This is a genomic window from Leclercia adecarboxylata (genome assembly GCF_006171285.1).
Taxonomy (GTDB): domain Bacteria; phylum Pseudomonadota; class Gammaproteobacteria; order Enterobacterales; family Enterobacteriaceae; genus Enterobacter; species Enterobacter barmai.
Window position 1 is genome coordinate 1,608,285 of sequence record NZ_CP040889.1, and the last position, 17,200, is coordinate 1,625,484.

Here is a 17,200-nt window from a genome sequence, read left to right on the forward strand (position 1 = left end):
TTTCAGAGTCAAGCGATTATTTCACGCTTTTCTCCTCAACCGGCCCGGCTGTTTGTGTGAAGTGATTCACATCCGCCGTGTCGATGGAGGCGCATTATAGGGATCCCAGTTTTTAGCACAAGCATTTTTTCGATCTTTTATTCCGACTGTTCTTTTTTCGTTCTTTTCGCCGAAATCCCATCCGATATGCTCAAATAATGACGTAAATCCCCCTTGATCAAGCCGAGTAATAGGATCAAAGTCTTCTGTAGAACGCACATCAGTCGAGGTTGATATGTCTGCAGTAATCCGTCCCTACAAAGATCTTTTCCCGAAACAAGGCGATCGCGTAATGATCGACAGCAGTAGCGTAGTCATTGGCGATGTCCGGCTGGGTGATGATGTCAGTATCTGGCCACTGGTCGCCATTCGTGGTGACGTTAACTATGTCGCTATCGGCGCACGTACCAATATTCAGGATGGCAGCGTACTGCATGTCACCCATAAATCCTCTTATAACCCGGAAGGTAATCCGCTGATCGTGGGTGAAGAAGTTACCGTCGGTCATAAAGTGATGTTGCACGGCTGCACGATAGGCAATCGCGTTCTGGTTGGCATGGGGTCTATTTTGCTGGATGGTGTGGTAGTAGAAGATAACGTGATGATTGGTGCCGGCAGCCTGGTTCCACAAAACAAGAGGCTCGAAAGTGGCTTTCTCTATTTAGGAAGTCCGGTAAAACAGATCCGCCCCCTGACGGAAGCGGAAATAGAAGGTTTGAAGTACTCGGCCAATAACTACGTTAAATGGAAGAATGACTATCTGGATCAGGAAAGCCAGAACCAACCCTGATCGTCCTCATCACCATTACGGATGGCATCGCTGGCTTCTTCTTCCAGATCCCAGCGATGTTCACGAAACCTATCAAGGGGAAGGCCATCCCCAAAACGACGGGCCAACGTTACCCCTTCAATGGCACACATCATTTGCATACCATTAACCAGCGCCGGAAAACAGACGGCCAGCTTTTCTTCATCCCAGATTTCTCGATCCGGAAACTGGATCGCCTGATTCATGCCGATAGCTCCAGTTTAAGTTTTTCAATGACCGGCTCCACTTCTGGCAGAACACCGTGCCAGAGCATCACCGCATGCGCGGCTTGCCCCACCAGCATACCCAGCCCATCAGCAACATGTTTTGCGCCTTGCTGCTCGCACCAGTTAAGAAAAGGTGTTTTGCCTTTCTGATAGAACATGTCATAGCAATAAACATGTTCACTGACTAATGACGAGGGGATTGCAGGAATTTCACCGCCGATGCCACTTGAAGTCGCATTAACGATCAGGTCGAATTCATGGTTGCTCAACGCGTCCATGGCGACAGCATGAATGCTGCCGGTATGAGCGAAAAGTGCGGCCAACTCTTCTGCCCGGGAATAAGTACGGTTCGTTATGGTCACTGCGCAATCCAGCGAAAGCAGAGGTAAAATCACACCCCGCGCCGCGCCGCCTGCGCCAATCAACAGGATCCGCGCGCCGGGTTTGATAAATGATAAACGTTCCAGATCGCTCAGCAGGCCAATACCATCTGTGTTGTCCCCCAAAATTCGGCCGTCTTCAAGACGCTTGAGGGTATTCACGGCTCCCGCAAGGGAAGCCCGCTCTGTTAACTCATCGGCGCGCCCGAAAGCCTCTTCTTTAAAAGGCACCGTGACATTCGCTCCTTTTCCGCCACCAGCAAAAAAAGCCTCCAGCGTCGTTACAAAGGCATCAACGGGCGCAAGTACGCGGCCATAAGGGTGATCGATATGCAGTTGTTGCGCGAACTGCTGATGAATAAACGGCGACTTGCTATGCGCAATTGGATTACCAAAAACGGCGTAGGTTTCCATCTGTTACCCCTGGCGAAAACGCTCGCCGGTCAAAGCATCACGAATTTCTGACGGATTCTGCCGGCCACCGGTATTACCGATAACCACAGGGAAATCGCTGCCAAACTGCGCTACCACCTCTTCTGAGGTGCGGCAAGGAGGCAATCCCGTCAGGTTGGCGCTGGTTGAAACCAGCGGCTTACCAAAATGATTACATAATTCGATAACCAGTGGATGGTCCGTCACGCGCACCGCAAGGGAGTCGAAACGCCCCGTCAGCCATCGTGGCGTTGTCGGCAAAGCAGGAAACACAAAGGTTACCGGCCCCGGCCAGGCTGAAAAAATGGTTTCACGCTGCGCTGACGTCAACATGGAATCATCAATATAAGGCTTAAGCTGTTCAAAACTGGCAGCGATTAAAATCAGGCCTTTTTCGACCGGACGCTGTTTCAGTGTTAATAAGCGTGTTACGGCTAATTCGCTGTCGGGATCGCATCCCACCCCAAAAACAGCTTCTGTTGGATAGGCGATGACTTCTTCATTCTTCAGCACGTCCACTGCATACGCAACGGAGCCTGGTTGCAGGTTATTCTTCACTTTATTATTCCGCCGAAACCGGCTTTCCACATTGTTTACTGGCGCAAAAGCGCTTCATCCCTTGCGCCGTTTTTTTCTCGATAAGTAGCGGGTAATGGCACTCAGGGCAGCTCCCCGCCACCGGTTTGAAATTGGTAACAAACTGACATTCAGGATAACGATCGCAGGAGTGGAATGTCTTACCATAGCGTGAGCGGCGTTGAACGAGATGACCGCTGTCGCATTGCGGACAGGCTAAGGCTGTTTCATCTGGTTTATCGATTTGTTCAGTGTGATCGCACTCGGGATAGCGGCTGCAGCCGATAAACATGCCAAAACGCCCCTGGCGCAGCGCCAGATCGCCACCACATTGCGGGCATGCCTGTCCCTCCAGAACTTTAACAATATGCCCGTCCGCCTGATTTTTCAGGGGACGGACATAATCACATTCTGGATAGTGCGAACAACCGAGAAACGGCCCGTGTTTACCGGACCGGATAACAAGTTCTGCCCCACACTGCGGGCAGGACTCATTTTTACGCACCGTAAATAGTGCTGATTTGGCCATAACAACTCTTGGTGCTGCATGATGAATTAATGCAGCATACCTTCATTCACTTCAAAGAGTAATTCTTCCATTTGCTGATAGGCATTTTCACACCCTGGAATATTGAACAGAACCATCAGGATGACCCACTTCAGATCTTCCAGCTCAAATTCTGCCGTATCCAGCGCCATGACGCGCTCTATCACCATTTCTCGCGTTTCGAGGTTCAGCACCTGAATCTGCTCCAGGAATAAGATAAATCCCCGGCAACTGGCATCCAGCCTTTCACACTCTTCAGCCGTATAGATGCGTACAGACAGTGGATCGGAAACTAACTGCATCGGTTCGGCAAGGCCTTCCTGATAATCAGCCAGTTTTTCCAGCCATATTAACGCGTTGTAAATATCTTCCCGTTCGAAACCTGCATCGGTGAGATCGCGTGTGAGTTTGTCCTGATCCACGCGTGCTTCAGCTTCGTTATGGATGTAAGTCTCAAACAAATACATGAGTACGTCGAACATGGCTTGCCCTCCTTAATCGGACATAGCCGCCGGGTACAGCTGCGATCCATCCTGCTAACTCCAATTCCAGTAGCTGTGCTACCGTTACTGGCACAGGTTGGCCGGCACGTTCAGCGACAACGTCAACAGGTGTTACCTCATCTCCTACGTTAGCCAGGAGCTCAGGAAATGGCAATGCTACCTGGTCCTGATCTGATGAATAAAGCCAATTTTCGGGATCCTCTGGCAACCATTTCAGTCCAGATTGCAAACTTTCCAGAATATCGTCTACCGCCGTCACGGGCGTCGCGCCTTGCTTTATTAACCAGTGAGGACCTTCACTTCCCGGGCTCCCTATTGCTCCCGGTAATGCGAAGACTTCACGCCCCTGTTCAAGCGCACATTTGGCCGTCACAAGCGAACCACTTCTTATCAGCGCTTCTATAACGAATACCCCCTGACTGAGGCCGCTAATAATGCGGTTACGCCGAGGGAAATTCCCCGGCCACGGAGGTGTCGCGAGTGAAAACTCAGAAATAACAGCCCCGCCACTCTCAACAAGTTGCGAAGCCAACGCCTTATGGCGACGAGGATAGACATCTGCCAGCCCGTTTCCCAGAACTGCAACGCTTTTACCTTTAACGTTAAGCGCAGCGCGATGCGCGATACCATCGATACCACAGGCGAGGCCGCTGGTGATCGTAAGCCCCGCCTGAGCCAGCTGCTCACAAAGAATCTTCCCCCAGCGCTCCCCATACCAGGAGTGAGTACGGCTGCCTACGACGGCCAGTTGCAGGCTCGACAGCAACGAGGGGTTTCCCCTGACAAACAAAGCGCCCGGGTAATCTGTGATAGCGCGTAGCTGGCCTGGATACAGGGCACTATCCGCACTTATCAGGTGATGCCCTTGCTCTGCCAGCCACTCCATGCTGCGATCGATTTCATTAGGCGGAACTGATAAAAACTTCGCCTTTTGCTTATGGGTGAGCCCCATTTCCACCAGCAGAGCGTCATCAATATGGGGCTCGCGCTGCATCCGCTGCGCTATCGCCACCATCTTGTCGCCGTACAATTCTCCCGTGCTTATCAGGCGTAGCCAAATCTCTGTGGATGTCATCCTTTCCCCTGCCACAAGCCGCTATAGCAATCTTTGCGATTGGTCACTGATGCTGTCAATCAGAGGGGGTTTTGTCTAGAATAGAGGTTATATTCTTATCAACTCCTGAACACGACTCTGGAAATATATGGCAGTTTTGCAAGTGTTACATATCCCGGACGAGCGCCTTCGCAAAGTCGCCGAACCGGTTAAAGAAGTGAATGCAGAAACTCAACGTATCATTGATGATATGTTCGATACGATGTACGCCGAAGAAGGCATTGGTCTCGCGGCTACGCAGGTGGACATTCACCAGCGCATCATCGTCATCGACGTTTCTGAAAACCGCGACGGGCGCCTGGTGTTAATCAATCCGGAGCTCCTGGAAAAAAGCGGCGAAACCGGTATTGAAGAAGGTTGTCTCTCTATTCCTGAGCAGAGAGCGCTGGTACCGCGTGCAGAAAAAGTCAAAATCCGCGCGCTCGATCGCGACGGTAAGCCGTTCGAACTGGAAGCGGATGATCTGCTGGCCATCTGCATTCAGCATGAGATGGATCATCTGGTCGGTAAACTCTTTATCGATTATCTCTCTCCACTGAAGCAGCAGCGTATTCGTCAGAAAGTAGAGAAACTGGATCGCATGCGCGCTCGCGCTTAATGTGACCCCGGATACAAGGAATAACGTGTCTACATCACTACGTATCATCTTCGCAGGTACACCTGACTTTGCAGCGCGTCATCTGGACGCGCTGTTGTCGTCTGGCCATCAGGTTGTTGGCGTATTTACCCAGCCCGACCGTCCGGCAGGCCGTGGCAAAAAACTGATGCCGAGCCCGGTTAAAGTGCTGGCAGAAGAGCACGGTTTACCGGTGTTTCAGCCCGCGTCGTTACGGCCGCAGGAAAATCAGCAGCTGGTTGCTCAGTTGAATGCAGATGTCATGGTGGTTGTGGCGTATGGCCTTATCCTACCAAAGGCGGTTCTTGATATGCCTCGCCTGGGCTGCATTAATGTCCATGGTTCACTGCTCCCACGCTGGCGCGGCGCGGCGCCAATCCAGCGTTCTTTATGGGCCGGCGATGCCGAAACTGGCGTGACGATTATGCAGATGGACGTAGGTCTGGATACCGGCGACATGCTGTATAAGCTCTCTTGCCCAATTACTGCCGAAGACACCAGTGGCACCCTGTATGACAAACTGGCTGAACTTGGGCCTAAAGGCCTGATTGATACTCTGCAACAATTGGCAGAGAGTCGGACTCAACCCGAAGTCCAGGACGAAGCGTTAGTGACACATGCTGAAAAGCTCAGCAAAGAAGAGGCCCGCCTCGACTGGTCTCTTTCTGCTGCTCAGCTTGAGCGCTGCATCCGGGCATTTAATCCGTGGCCAATGAGCTGGCTGGAAATAGACGGGCAGCCGGTGAAAGTCTGGAAGGCTTCCGTGATTGATAGCAACACCAACGCTGCACCTGGAACAATTATCGAAGCCAGTAAGCAGGGTATTCAGGTCGCGACAGTTGAAGGGATCCTTAATCTGGAATCCTTACAACCTGCAGGTAAAAAAGCCATGAGCGCGCAGGACCTTCTGAACTCTCGCCGTGAATGGTTTACGCCTGGCAACAGTCTCGCCTGAGATCATCTCAATTTAAGGCCCGGAGTTTCCGGGCATTTTTATTTTTGCGGTTATGAAAAAACAAAATTTACGCAGCCTGGCAGCACAGGCAATCGAGCAAGTGGTCGAACAGGGCCAGTCACTGAGCAATGTTCTGCCACCGTTACAGCAAAAAGTTTCCGATAAAGATAAGGCACTGCTTCAGGAGCTGTGCTTTGGTGTCCTGCGCACGTTACCCCAGCTGGAATGGTTGATCGGCAAACTCATGGCGCGCCCGATGGCGGGCAAGCAGCGCGTCGTTCACTATCTGATCATGGTTGGCTTCTATCAGTTGCTGCATACCCGTATTCCTCCTCATGCTGCACTGGCAGAAACCGTAGAAGGCGCGGTTGCAGTAAAGCGCCCGCAGCTTAAAGGGCTGATTAATGGCGTTTTGCGTCAGTTTCAGCGTCAGCAAGATGAGCTGCTGGCTGAGTTTGCCCGTACGGAAAAACGTTTCCTGCATCCCGACTGGTTATTAAAACGTCTGCAGAAGGCCTATCCCCAGCAGTGGGAAACGCTGATTGAGGCCAATAACCAGCGTCCACCGATGTGGCTGCGCGTTAACCGCAATCACCACTCACGCGATGCCTGGCTGGCATTGCTGGAAGAAGCCGGGATGACCGGGTTCTCTCATCCTGAATATAGCGACGCGGTGCGTCTGGCTGCGCCAGCTCCGGTGCATGCCCTTCCAGGGTTTGAACAGGGCTGGGTGACCGTTCAGGACGCTTCAGCACAAGGCTGTATGACCTGGCTTGAACCGCAGAATGGCGAGCGGATCCTTGATCTCTGCGCCGCGCCGGGCGGTAAAACCACACACATTCTGGAAGTCGCGCCGCAGGCAAGCGTGATGGCCATCGACGTTGACGAACAGCGTCTTTCTCGTGTCTACGATAACCTCAAACGTCTGGGCATGAAGGCCGAGGTGAAGCAAGGGGACGGGCGGACGCCTGCCCATTGGTGTGGGGATGAGCAGTTCGATCGTATTTTACTGGATGCCCCTTGCTCAGCTACCGGTGTTATACGCCGTCACCCGGATATTAAATGGTTGCGCCGTGACCGGGATATCAAGGAACTGGCACAGCTGCAGTCAGAGATCCTAGACGCCATCTGGCCACATCTGAAATCAGGCGGGACGCTGGTTTATGCCACCTGTTCTGTGCTGCCAGAAGAGAATAGCCAGCAGATCGCCGCGTTCCTGAAGCGTACCCCTGATGCCCGTCTGCATCTGACCGGCACGCCAGAGTTACCCGGCAAACAAAACCTGCCCGGGGCAGAAGAAGGCGATGGCTTCTTTTACGCTAAGCTAATCAAAGAGTGATGTTGATAACGGGTCACAAGATATGAAGATAATCATTCTGGGCGCGGGACAGGTAGGCGGTACGCTGGCAGAAAACCTGGTCGGTGAGAATAACGACATCACTATCGTTGATACCAACGGCGATCGTCTGCGCGGGCTGCAGGATAAATTCGATCTGCGTGTGGTACAGGGTCATGGCTCTCACCCGCGGGTGTTGCGAGAAGCCGGGGCTGATGACGCAGACATGCTGGTAGCTGTCACCAGTTCTGATGAAACCAATATGGTTGCCTGTCAGGTTGCCTATTCGTTATTTAACACTCCAAACCGAATCGCGCGCATCCGTTCTCCGGATTATGTTCGCGATGCCGACAAGTTGTTTAATTCCGAAGCGGTTCCGATCGACCATTTGATCGCGCCAGAGCAGCTGGTTATCGACAGTATCTACCGGTTGATCGAATACCCGGGCGCACTGCAGGTTGTTAATTTTGCGGAAGGCAAGGTCAGTCTCGCGGTGGTCAAAGCCTACTATGGCGGCCCATTGATCGGTAACGCACTCTCAACGATGCGCGAACATATGCCACACATTGACACGCGCGTCGCCGCGATTTTCCGTCATGACCGCCCTATCCGTCCGCAAGGTTCAACCATTGTCGAAGCCGGGGACGAAGTCTTCTTTATCGCCGCATCACAGCATATCCGTGCGGTAATGAGTGAGCTCCAGCGGCTGGAAAAACCCTATAAGCGCATCATGCTGGTCGGTGGCGGTAATATCGGTGCCGGCCTGGCACGACAGCTGGAAAAAGATTACAGCGTCAAATTGATCGAACGCGATCAACAGCGCGCCGCTGAACTGGCAGAAAAACTGCAAAATACGATCGTTTTTTATGGCGATGCGTCGGATCAGGAGCTGCTTGCCGAAGAGCATATCGATCAAGTCGATCTTTTCATTGCTGTTACCAACGATGATGAAGCGAACATCATGTCAGCAATGCTGGCTAAACGGATGGGTGCGAAAAAGGTCATGGTGCTGATCCAGCGTCGGGCCTATGTCGATCTGGTGCAGGGCAGCGTGATTGATATTGCGATTTCGCCGCAACAGGCAACCATCTCTGCCCTGCTGAGCCATGTGCGAAAAGCAGATATTGTGGGAGTTTCTTCCCTGCGTCGTGGTGTGGCAGAAGCGATCGAAGCCGTGGCGCATGGTGATGAGAGTACATCACGTGTGGTTGGACGTACTATTGATGAAATTAAACTCCCGCCGGGCACCATTATTGGTGCAGTAGTGCGCGGTAATGATGTGATGATTGCCAATGACAATTTACGTATTGAGCAAGGCGATCACGTCATTATGTTCCTGACGGATAAAAAGTTTATTACCGACGTCGAACGTTTGTTCCAGCCAAGTCCTTTCTTCCTGTGATCGCCAAAAAGGTGCTGTTAGCAGCACCTTTTCTATTTAACCCAATAATATGTAAGGGTTATATTTCTGTGACGCATGTCTCTCTTCAATGGCAATCCGCTAATGATTTGTTAAACTTGTATTTGTCAGCTGGCACAAGGAGAACAAAATGAGTTTTATCAAAGAATTTCGCGAATTTGCGATGCGCGGAAATGTAGTGGATTTGGCTGTGGGTGTCATTATTGGTGCGGCGTTTGGCAAGATCGTTTCATCACTGGTTGCCGATATCATCATGCCACCACTGGGGCTGTTGATTGGCGGGATCGATTTTAAACAATTCGCCGTAACGCTACGTGAAGCACAGGGTGATATCCCTGCTGTGGTAATGCACTATGGCGTATTTATTCAAAATGTATTTGATTTTGTGATTGTTGCTTTCGCCATCTTCATGGCCATCAAGCTCATCAACAGATTAAATCGTAAGAAAAAAGAAGAACCGGCAGCCCCGCCAGCACCATCGAAAGAAGAAGTCTTGCTTACTGAAATCCGCGATTTACTGAAAGCGCAGAACAATCGCACTTTGTAATCCCCTTAAAGCAAGAAGGCCAGTGGTAAGAAAGCGATTCGCTTGCTTGCCACTGGCCTCCCAGTTACCCCGTTTTGCATGTTTAGTTTTACGCAGATAACTTCCTTTCCCTTTCTTATTTTTCTCGATTCGCTGTCTGAATAAGGGATCATGCAATAGTGCTTCAATGGCGTTATCGTTGATCTGCCCTTTCTTGTGTTGATAATGGCTCATACTCTCTCCAGTGTTCAAAATATCAACGCGAGTGTAGGTGGAGTTGATAATAAAATCAACATCCGCCAGACCCGCCATTTGCCCCTTGTTCAAGGGTTTCCAGAATAGAACAATAAACACTGCTGTGTGCGGTACCACAACACGCATCATTCAGTCGCTGTAATGACAGCCGCATGGTTTGAAGCTCTTCGATGCGCGCTTCAACCTCACTCAATCTTGCCTGCACAATGCTTTTGGATTCCTGACAGGTGTGGTGTTCAGGATCGATGCGGATCGACAGTAACTCGCGGATCGACTCCAGCGTGAAACCCAGCTGTCGCGCATGGCGAATAAACTTCAGGCGTTGAAGATCCCTGTCGGTGTACAACCGAAAACCGCCCTCCGTGCGTATTTCATGTTCCATCATCTGCTGCTTTTCGTAATACCGAATGGTATCGGGTGTGACGTCTGCCAGCTTCGCAATTTCGCCAATACGATACATTTCTAGTCCTCCTTAATTTTTTGCATCAACCGCCCGGCGTAATCACCATGCAGAAACTCAGTACTTACTCCTGCCTGACGAAGTTTAAGCTCCAGGAGAGCAAGACGACGAGTGTAATCCGTATACTCTGCAGATCCTTCCCTGACGGTGGCGAGGAGTTGAGACAGCTCGAGCGCCTGTTTACGCTGTTCAAGTTCAGGAGGGAGACAACCGGCATTTTTCAACATGCGATAGCCGGCGCGCAGTTCAGGAGGTACATGCGAATCGTCATCCAGTACCAAAGGCTGGCCATTGCCGGGTAGGTTATCGAATTCACCCTGCCGTTGGGCATCCTGAATGTGTCTCTCTGCCCATTGGTCGAGTAGCCACATAGCAAAACTCCGGAGAGAAGGAAAAGAATATGACTATTGTAGAAAAGTGGGGATGCAGCAGATATAAAAAAACCCGCCGAGGCGGGTTTTTTTACGATACTACAGATTACTCTGCAGCAGCTTCTGCTTTCTCTGAACGATCAACCAGCTCGATGTAAGCCATCGGAGCGTTGTCGCCTGCACGGAAGCCACACTTCAGAATGCGAGTGTAACCACCGGCACGGCTCGCGAAACGCGGGCCCAGTTCATTAAACAGTTTTGCCACGATCTCGTTATCACGAGTGCGGGCGAATGCCAGACGACGATTAGCAACGCTGTCAGTCTTGGCAAGAGTAATCAGCGGCTCAACTACGCGACGCAGCTCTTTCGCTTTAGGCAGGGTCGTCTTGATGATTTCATGACGAACCAGTGAACCTGCCATGTTGCGGAACATAGCCTGGCGATGGCTGCTGTTGCGGTTCAGTTGACGACCACTCTTACGATGGCGCATGACCTTATCCTTCTCAGTAAAACCTTAACCTGTGATCCGGTTACTCGTCAGCAATGCTTGCCGGTGGCCAGTTTTCCAGGCGCATGCCCAGAGACAGACCACGTGAAGCCAGCACGTCTTTAATCTCAGTAAGAGATTTTTTACCCAGGTTCGGCGTTTTCAGCAACTCAACCTCGGTACGCTGTACCAGATCACCGATATAGTGGATAGCTTCTGCCTTGAGGCAGTTAGCAGAGCGGACAGTCAATTCCAGATCGTCAACAGGGCGCAGCAGGATCGGATCGAATTCTGGTTTCTCTTCTTTCACTTCCGGCTGACGTACATCACGTAAGTCAACGAAAGCTTCCAGTTGTTCTGCCAGGATGGTTGCCGCACGACGAATCGCCTCTTCAGGATCGATTGTGCCGTTGGTTTCCATTTCGATGACCAGCTTGTCCAGGTCGGTACGCTGTTCTACACGCGCTGCTTCAACATTGTAGGCAATACGCTCTACAGGGCTGTAGCATGCGTCGACCAGCAGACGGCCGATTGGGCGCTCATCTTCTTCCGAATGAATTCGGGCAGAAGCCGGCACATAACCACGACCGCGCTGAACTTTGATACGCATGCTAATAGCTGCGTTCTCATCGGTCAGGTGGCAGATCACGTGCTGCGGCTTGACGATTTCGACATCACCATCATGGGTGATGTCGGCTGCAGTCACAGGGCCAATGCCAGATTTATTCAGAGTAAGAATAACTTCATCTTTACCCTGAACTCTCACCGCCAGCCCTTTCAGGTTGAGCAGGATTTCAAGGATATCTTCCTGAACGCCTTCTTTGGTGCTGTACTCATGAAGTACACCATCAATCTCAACCTCGGTCACCGCGCAACCCGGCATCGATGAGAGCAGAATACGGCGCAGTGCGTTACCCAGAGTATGGCCAAAGCCACGCTCTAAAGGCTCAAGGGTCACCTTGGCGTGCGTCGAACTCACTTGCTCGATATCTACCAGGCGCGGTTTTAGAAACTCTGTCACAGAACCCTGCATTGTGTCCTCTCTTTGGTACTAAGCTTTACTTGGAGTAAAGCTCGACGATCAGGTGTTCGTTAATGTCCGCAGACAGATCAGAACGTTCCGGCTGACGCTTGAACGTACCTTCCATCTTGCCAGCATCAACTTCCAGCCAGGTTGGCTTTTCACGCTGCTCAGCCAGCTCCAGAGCGGCTTTCACGCGAGATTGCTTTTTCGCTTTCTCACGAATGCTAACAACGTCATTCGCTTTAACCTGATAAGAAGCGATGTTAACAACACGACCGTTTACCATGATTGCTTTATGGCTAACCATCTGACGTGCTTCAGCACGAGTGGCGCCAAAGCCCATACGGTATACAACGTTGTCCAGACGACCTTCCAGCAGAGCCAACAGGTTTTCACCGGTGTTGCCTTTCAGACGTGCTGCTTCTTTATAGTAGTTACGGAACTGACGCTCCAGCACACCGTACATACGGCGAACTTTCTGCTTTTCACGCAACTGCACACCATAGTCAGACAGACGCGGTTTACGCGCACCGTGCTGGCCAGGAGCTTGTTCAATTTTACACTTGGTATCGATCGCGCGAACGCCAGACTTAAGGAATAAGTCGGTGCCCTCACGACGGCTCAGCTTGAGCTTAGGACCCAAATATCTTGCCATTTTCTATCTCCAACAAACCTGGAAAACGAACGCGTTATACGCGACGTTTTTTCGGCGGACGACAACCGTTATGAGGGATCGGAGTCACATCAGTAATATTAGTGATGCGGAAACCAGCGGCGTTCAGAGCACGAACGGTAGATTCGCGACCCGGACCCGGACCTTTTACCATAACTTCCAGATTCTTGATGCCGTATTCTTTTACGGCTTCAGCGCAACGCTCTGCTGCAACCTGAGCTGCGAACGGAGTGGATTTGCGAGAACCACGGAAACCGGAACCACCGGCTGTTGCCCAACCCAGTGCGTTACCCTGACGATCAGTAATAGTAACGATGGTGTTGTTGAAAGAAGCATGGATATGAGCCACGCCGTCAGAGACTTGTTTTCTTACACGCTTACGTGCACGAACTGGTGCCTTTGCCATTATTCAATCACCCCGATTATTTCTTGATCGGTTTGCGCGGACCCTTACGGGTACGTGCGTTGGTCTTAGTACGCTGACCGCGCACTGGCAGACCACGACGATGACGCAAACCGCGATAGCAACCAAGGTCCATAAGGCGCTTGATGCTCATGCTAACTTCACGGCGCAGATCACCTTCAACGACAAATTTGGCAACTTCGTCACGCAGCGTGTCGATTTGTTCTTCAGACAGCTCACTGATCTTAACATCTTCAGCGATACCCGCTGCAGCCAGAATGGCTTTAGAACGGGTCTTGCCGACGCCATAGATCGAAGTTAATGCGATCACAGCATGTTTCTGATCAGGAATGTTAATGCCTGCTATACGGGCCACTATGCACTCCTACTATTTAATATGTACGCACCATGCTGAAAAGCCCGTTTTCAGGATACTCAAATGGAAACGTACAGACATACAAAAGATTGGCTGGCTAATCTAGCCAGCTCAACCCAACTTTGCAAGAAAAATATGCGAAATAATCAGCCTTGGCGCTGTTTATGCTTCGGCTCGGCACTGCAAATCACACGGATGACACCATCACGCTTAACGATTTTGCAGTTACGGCATAATTTCTTGACGGAAGCACGAACTTTCATTTTTACTCTCCGTAACTTCTCGGGCGACCTTTTAGCGGCCGTAGCCTTTCAGGTTCGCCTTCTTCAATGCAGACTCGTACTGACTTGACATCATCAGAGTTTGCACTTGAGCCATAAAGTCCATAATCACGACAACAACGATAAGCAGTGAGGTTCCACCGAAGTAGAACGGTACTTTCATCGCATCACGCATGAACTCCGGGATCAGGCAAATAAAAGTAATATAAAGCGCACCAACCAAAGTCAGGCGAGTCATTACTTTATCGATATACTTCGCCGTTTGCTCTCCCGGACGAATTCCTGGTACAAATGCACCGGACTTCTTCAGGTTATCTGCTGTTTCACGTGGGTTGAAGACCAACGCCGTGTAGAAGAAACAGAAGAAGATGATCGCAGACGCATAGAGTAACACATAAAGCGGTTGCCCAGGCTGCAAATACAGCGAAATTGTTGTCAGCCAGTTCCAACCAGTACCGCCCCCGAACCATGACGCGATGGTTGCCGGGAACAGAATAATACTGGAAGCGAAGATTGCCGGGATTACCCCTGCCATATTCACTTTCAGCGGTAAATGTGTGCTCTGTGCAGCATAGACACGACGACCTTGCTGACGTTTTGCGTAGTTTACCACAATGCGGCGTTGACCACGTTCAACGAAGATAACAAAGAACGTCACTGCAAATACTAATACTGCAACCAACAGCAACAGGAGGAAGTGCAGGTCGCCTTGACGCGCTTGCTCGATCGTATGGGCAATGGCTGGCGGGAGTCCCGCAACAATACCAGCGAAAATAATGATCGAAATACCGTTACCGATACCACGTTCAGTAATTTGTTCGCCGAGCCACATCAGGAACATTGTTCCTGAGACCAGACTTACAACAGCGGTGAAATAGAATGCAAAGCCCGGGTTAATAACCAGGCCCTGCATACCAGGCATATTCGGAAGACCGGTAGCAATACCGATCGACTGAAATATTGCCAGCACCAGAGTGCCGTAACGGGTGTACTGGCTGATCTTACGACGACCAGACTCCCCTTCTTTCTTCAGTTCTGCCAGAGTCGGATGAACGACAGTCAGCAGCTGGATAATAATCGATGCCGAAATGTACGGCATGATACCCAGAGCAAAGATAGAAGCACGGCTGAGAGCACCACCAGAGAACATGTTAAACATTTCAATGATGGTGCCACGCTGTTGCTCAAGCAGTTTGGCAAGTACAGCGGCATCAATACCAGGGATCGGAATGAAAGAGCCAATACGGAAAACAATCAGCGCACCGATCACAAACAAAAGTCTGCGTTTCAGTTCGCCAAGCCCACCTTTGGCACTTTGAAAATCTAATCCCGGTTGTTTAGCCATCTGCTACTTATTCCTCAATTTTACCGCCAGCAGCTTCGATAGCAGCACGAGCACCTTTAGTAACACGCAGGCCACGAACAGTTACCGGAGTAGAAACTTCACCAGACAGGATCACTTTCGCGAACTCGATCTGAATACCGATAATGTTTGCTGCTTTCAGCGTGTTCAGGTCTACAACGCCGCCTTCAACTTTCGCCAGGTCAGACAGACGAACTTCGGCTGTGATCGCTGATTTGCGAGAAGTGAAGCCGAACTTCGGCAGACGACGGTACAGTGGCATCTGACCACCCTCGAAACCGCGACGTACGCCACCGCCAGAACGAGAGTTCTGACCTTTGTGACCACGACCACCGGTTTTACCGAGGCCAGAACCGATACCACGACCCAGGCGTTTACCCGCCTTTTTAGAGCCTTCGGCCGGAGACAGAGTATTTAAACGCATCTCTTACTCCTCAACTTTAACCATGAAGTAAACCGCGTTGACCATACCACGAACAGCAGGAGTATCCTCGCGCTCAACGGTATGACCAATACGACGCAGACCCAGGCCAAGCAGCGTTGCCTTGTGTTTCGGCAGACGTCCGATTGCACTGCGGGTTTGTGTAATTTTAATAGTCTTTGCCATGGTCAATTACCCCAGAATTTCTTCAACGGATTTACCACGCTTGGCAGCGACCATTTCTGGAGATTTCATATTTTCCAGGCCATCAATAGTTGCACGAACCACGTTAATCGGGTTGGTGGAACCATATGCTTTAGCCAGAACGTTATGAACTCCAGCAACTTCCAGAACGGCGCGCATTGCACCACCGGCGATGATACCGGTACCTTCGGAAGCTGGCTGCATGAAGACACGAGAACCCGTGTGAGTACCCTTAACAGGGTGCTGCAGGGTGCCGTGGTTCAGCGCGACGTTAATCATATTGCGACGGGCTTTTTCCATCGCTTTCTGGATCGCTGCTGGAACTTCACGCGCTTTACCGTAACCAAAACCAACGCGACCGTTACCGTCACCAACTACAGTCAGAGCTGTGAAGGAGAAAATACGACCACCTTTAACGGTTTTAGATACGCGGTTAACCGCGATCAGCTTTTCCTGCAGTTCGCCAGCCTGTTTTTCGATGTGAGCCATCTTACACCTCTACCTTAGAACTGAAGGCCAGCTTCACGGGCAGCATCTGCCAGTGCCTGGACGCGACCATGATATTGGAACCCGGAACGGTCAAAGGACACAACTGTGATGCCTTTTTCCAGAGCGCGTTCAGCAACAGCTTTACCTACAGCTGCAGCAGCGTCTTTGTTACCGGTGTACTTCAATTGTTCTGTAATAGCTTTTTCTACAGTAGAAGCAGCTACCAGAACTTCAGAACCGTTTGGTGCAATGACCTGTGCGTAAATGTGACGCGGGGTACGATGTACCACCAGGCGAGTTGCACCCAGCTCTTTGAGCTTGCGGCGTGCGCGGGTCGCACGACGGATACGAGCAGATTTCTTATCCATAGTGTTACCTTACTTCTTCTTAGCCTCTTTGGTACGCACGACTTCGTCGGCGTAACGAACACCCTTGCCTTTATAAGGCTCAGGACGACGGTAGGCGCGCAGATCTGCTGCAACCTGACCGATCAGCTGTTTATCAGCGCCTTTCAGCACGATTTCAGTCTGAGTCGGACATTCTGCAGTAATACCTGCTGGCAGCTGATGTTCAACAGGGTGTGAGAAGCCCAGAGACAGGCCTACTGCATTCCCTTTGATCGCTGCACGGTAACCTACACCAACCAGCTGAAGCTTTTTAGTGAAGCCTTCGGTAACACCAACAACCATTGAGTTCAGCAGGGCACGCGCGGTACCAGCCTGAGCCCAGCCATCAACGTAACCAGTACGTGGGCCGAAGGTCAGAGCGTTGTCTGCATGATTAACTTCAACAGCATCGTTGAGGGTACGAGTCAGCTCGCCATTTTTACCTTTGATCGTAATAACCTGACCGTCGATTTTTACATCAACGCCGGCAGGAATAACGACCGGTGCTTTAGCAACACGAGACATTTT

General features: G+C 51.1%; 27 protein-coding genes. 6 read left to right on the forward strand and 21 right to left on the reverse strand.

What is annotated here, in order from left to right:
* The first annotated feature begins 274 nt into the window (after positions 1-274).
* Positions 275-829: a gamma carbonic anhydrase family protein gene (locus FHN83_RS09395; RefSeq protein ID WP_039032050.1), complete on the forward strand. Its 555-nt coding sequence runs from the start codon at positions 275-277 to the stop codon at positions 827-829.
* Here the strand turns inward: FHN83_RS09395 and FHN83_RS09400 are convergent.
* The 6 genes from FHN83_RS09400 to dprA are packed head-to-tail and all read right to left on the reverse strand — an operon-like array spanning position 805 to position 4,587.
* Positions 805-1,053 (reverse strand): DUF1488 domain-containing protein, encoded by a 249-nt coding sequence (locus FHN83_RS09400; RefSeq protein WP_039032051.1) that lies wholly within the window; start codon positions 1,051-1,053, stop codon positions 805-807. The genes FHN83_RS09395 and FHN83_RS09400 overlap by 25 nt on opposite strands.
* Positions 1,050-1,868, reverse strand: a complete 819-nt coding sequence (gene aroE / locus FHN83_RS09405; protein WP_139563728.1) for a shikimate dehydrogenase — start codon at positions 1,866-1,868, stop codon at positions 1,050-1,052. Before aroE ends, FHN83_RS09400 begins: the two co-directional genes overlap by 4 nt.
* A gap of 3 nt (positions 1,869-1,871) precedes the next feature.
* Entirely contained in the window at positions 1,872-2,444 is a 573-nt protein-coding gene (tsaC, locus tag FHN83_RS09410; protein WP_039032053.1) for an L-threonylcarbamoyladenylate synthase type 1 TsaC, read from the reverse strand.
* Positions 2,445-2,448: 4 nt separating this feature from the next.
* Positions 2,449-2,991: a type I DNA topoisomerase gene (locus tag FHN83_RS09415; RefSeq protein WP_072036740.1), complete on the reverse strand. Its 543-nt coding sequence runs from the start codon at positions 2,989-2,991 to the stop codon at positions 2,449-2,451.
* Positions 2,992-3,017: 26 nt separating this feature from the next.
* Positions 3,018-3,491 (reverse strand): DUF494 family protein Smg, encoded by a 474-nt coding sequence (gene smg, locus FHN83_RS09420; protein ID WP_039032055.1) that lies wholly within the window; start codon positions 3,489-3,491, stop codon positions 3,018-3,020.
* Positions 3,463-4,587 (reverse strand): DNA-protecting protein DprA, encoded by a 1,125-nt coding sequence (gene dprA, locus FHN83_RS09425; RefSeq protein WP_039032056.1) that lies wholly within the window; start codon positions 4,585-4,587, stop codon positions 3,463-3,465. Before dprA ends, smg begins: the two co-directional genes overlap by 29 nt.
* Positions 4,588-4,714: 127 nt before the next feature.
* On the opposite strand from dprA, the gene def reads away from it, so the two are divergent.
* The 5 genes from def (at position 4,715) to mscL (ending at position 9,500) form a co-directional block, all read left to right on the forward strand.
* Positions 4,715-5,224 (forward strand): peptide deformylase, encoded by a 510-nt coding sequence (def, locus tag FHN83_RS09430; protein WP_039032057.1) that lies wholly within the window; start codon positions 4,715-4,717, stop codon positions 5,222-5,224.
* Positions 5,225-5,249: 25 nt separating this feature from the next.
* The gene (fmt, locus tag FHN83_RS09435; protein WP_139563729.1) at positions 5,250-6,197 is read left to right on the forward strand and encodes a methionyl-tRNA formyltransferase; all 948 of its coding nucleotides are present in this window, start codon (positions 5,250-5,252) and stop codon (positions 6,195-6,197) included.
* A 52-nt stretch (positions 6,198-6,249) separates the two neighbouring features.
* Entirely contained in the window at positions 6,250-7,536 is a 1,287-nt protein-coding gene (gene rsmB, locus FHN83_RS09440; RefSeq protein WP_139563730.1) for a 16S rRNA (cytosine(967)-C(5))-methyltransferase RsmB, read from the forward strand.
* A 22-nt stretch (positions 7,537-7,558) separates the two neighbouring features.
* The gene (gene trkA, locus FHN83_RS09445) at positions 7,559-8,935 is read left to right on the forward strand and encodes a Trk system potassium transporter TrkA (RefSeq protein WP_039032060.1); all 1,377 of its coding nucleotides are present in this window, start codon (positions 7,559-7,561) and stop codon (positions 8,933-8,935) included.
* A 148-nt stretch (positions 8,936-9,083) separates the two neighbouring features.
* Positions 9,084-9,500 carry a large-conductance mechanosensitive channel protein MscL gene (gene mscL / locus FHN83_RS09450; RefSeq protein WP_039032061.1) on the forward strand — a complete coding sequence of 139 codons (417 nt, stop codon included), beginning with the start codon at positions 9,084-9,086 and terminating at the stop codon, positions 9,498-9,500.
* Here the strand turns inward: mscL and FHN83_RS09455 are convergent.
* The 15 genes from FHN83_RS09455 to rplF form a co-directional block, all read right to left on the reverse strand.
* Complete coding sequence (locus tag FHN83_RS09455; RefSeq protein ID WP_039032070.1) at positions 9,468-9,713, reverse strand: alternative ribosome-rescue factor A; 246 nt, start codon at positions 9,711-9,713, stop codon at positions 9,468-9,470. The two genes, mscL and FHN83_RS09455, sit on opposite strands and share 33 nt — an antisense overlap.
* Before the next feature lie 55 nt (positions 9,714-9,768).
* Entirely contained in the window at positions 9,769-10,194 is a 426-nt protein-coding gene (gene zntR, locus FHN83_RS09460) for a Zn(2+)-responsive transcriptional regulator (protein WP_138371063.1), read from the reverse strand.
* 2 nt (positions 10,195-10,196) lie between these two features.
* A complete protein-coding gene (locus FHN83_RS09465; protein ID WP_139563731.1) occupies positions 10,197-10,565 on the reverse strand; it encodes a DUF1992 domain-containing protein in 369 nt (122 codons plus the stop codon).
* Positions 10,566-10,671: 106 nt separating this feature from the next.
* Positions 10,672-11,055 (reverse strand): 50S ribosomal protein L17, encoded by a 384-nt coding sequence (gene rplQ, locus FHN83_RS09470; protein WP_001216368.1) that lies wholly within the window; start codon positions 11,053-11,055, stop codon positions 10,672-10,674.
* A 40-nt stretch (positions 11,056-11,095) separates the two neighbouring features.
* The gene (locus FHN83_RS09475) at positions 11,096-12,085 is read right to left on the reverse strand and encodes a DNA-directed RNA polymerase subunit alpha (protein WP_002919219.1); all 990 of its coding nucleotides are present in this window, start codon (positions 12,083-12,085) and stop codon (positions 11,096-11,098) included.
* 25 nt (positions 12,086-12,110) lie between these two features.
* Positions 12,111-12,731, reverse strand: coding sequence for a 30S ribosomal protein S4 (gene rpsD / locus FHN83_RS09480; protein ID WP_032614687.1), 621 nt, complete (start codon positions 12,729-12,731; stop codon positions 12,111-12,113).
* A gap of 34 nt (positions 12,732-12,765) precedes the next feature.
* Entirely contained in the window at positions 12,766-13,155 is a 390-nt protein-coding gene (gene rpsK / locus FHN83_RS09485) for a 30S ribosomal protein S11 (protein ID WP_003863312.1), read from the reverse strand.
* Between the two features lie 16 nt (positions 13,156-13,171).
* On the reverse strand, positions 13,172-13,528 hold the full coding sequence (gene rpsM / locus FHN83_RS09490; RefSeq protein ID WP_003031135.1) for a 30S ribosomal protein S13: 357 nt from the start codon (positions 13,526-13,528) through the stop codon (positions 13,172-13,174).
* A gap of 146 nt (positions 13,529-13,674) precedes the next feature.
* Positions 13,675-13,791 carry a 50S ribosomal protein L36 gene (rpmJ, locus tag FHN83_RS09495; protein ID WP_000868187.1) on the reverse strand — a complete coding sequence of 39 codons (117 nt, stop codon included), beginning with the start codon at positions 13,789-13,791 and terminating at the stop codon, positions 13,675-13,677.
* A 31-nt stretch (positions 13,792-13,822) separates the two neighbouring features.
* On the reverse strand, positions 13,823-15,154 hold the full coding sequence (gene secY, locus FHN83_RS09500) for a preprotein translocase subunit SecY (protein ID WP_039032064.1): 1,332 nt from the start codon (positions 15,152-15,154) through the stop codon (positions 13,823-13,825).
* A gap of 7 nt (positions 15,155-15,161) precedes the next feature.
* The gene (gene rplO / locus FHN83_RS09505; protein WP_039032065.1) at positions 15,162-15,596 is read right to left on the reverse strand and encodes a 50S ribosomal protein L15; all 435 of its coding nucleotides are present in this window, start codon (positions 15,594-15,596) and stop codon (positions 15,162-15,164) included.
* Between the two features lie 3 nt (positions 15,597-15,599).
* On the reverse strand, positions 15,600-15,779 hold the full coding sequence (rpmD, locus tag FHN83_RS09510; RefSeq protein WP_003863301.1) for a 50S ribosomal protein L30: 180 nt from the start codon (positions 15,777-15,779) through the stop codon (positions 15,600-15,602).
* Between the two features lie 6 nt (positions 15,780-15,785).
* On the reverse strand, positions 15,786-16,286 hold the full coding sequence (gene rpsE, locus FHN83_RS09515) for a 30S ribosomal protein S5 (protein ID WP_007369821.1): 501 nt from the start codon (positions 16,284-16,286) through the stop codon (positions 15,786-15,788).
* A gap of 14 nt (positions 16,287-16,300) precedes the next feature.
* Positions 16,301-16,654 carry a 50S ribosomal protein L18 gene (gene rplR, locus FHN83_RS09520; RefSeq protein WP_032614694.1) on the reverse strand — a complete coding sequence of 118 codons (354 nt, stop codon included), beginning with the start codon at positions 16,652-16,654 and terminating at the stop codon, positions 16,301-16,303.
* A 9-nt stretch (positions 16,655-16,663) separates the two neighbouring features.
* The gene (gene rplF, locus FHN83_RS09525) at positions 16,664-17,197 is read right to left on the reverse strand and encodes a 50S ribosomal protein L6 (RefSeq protein WP_039032066.1); all 534 of its coding nucleotides are present in this window, start codon (positions 17,195-17,197) and stop codon (positions 16,664-16,666) included.
* Positions 17,198-17,200 lie beyond the last annotated feature (3 nt).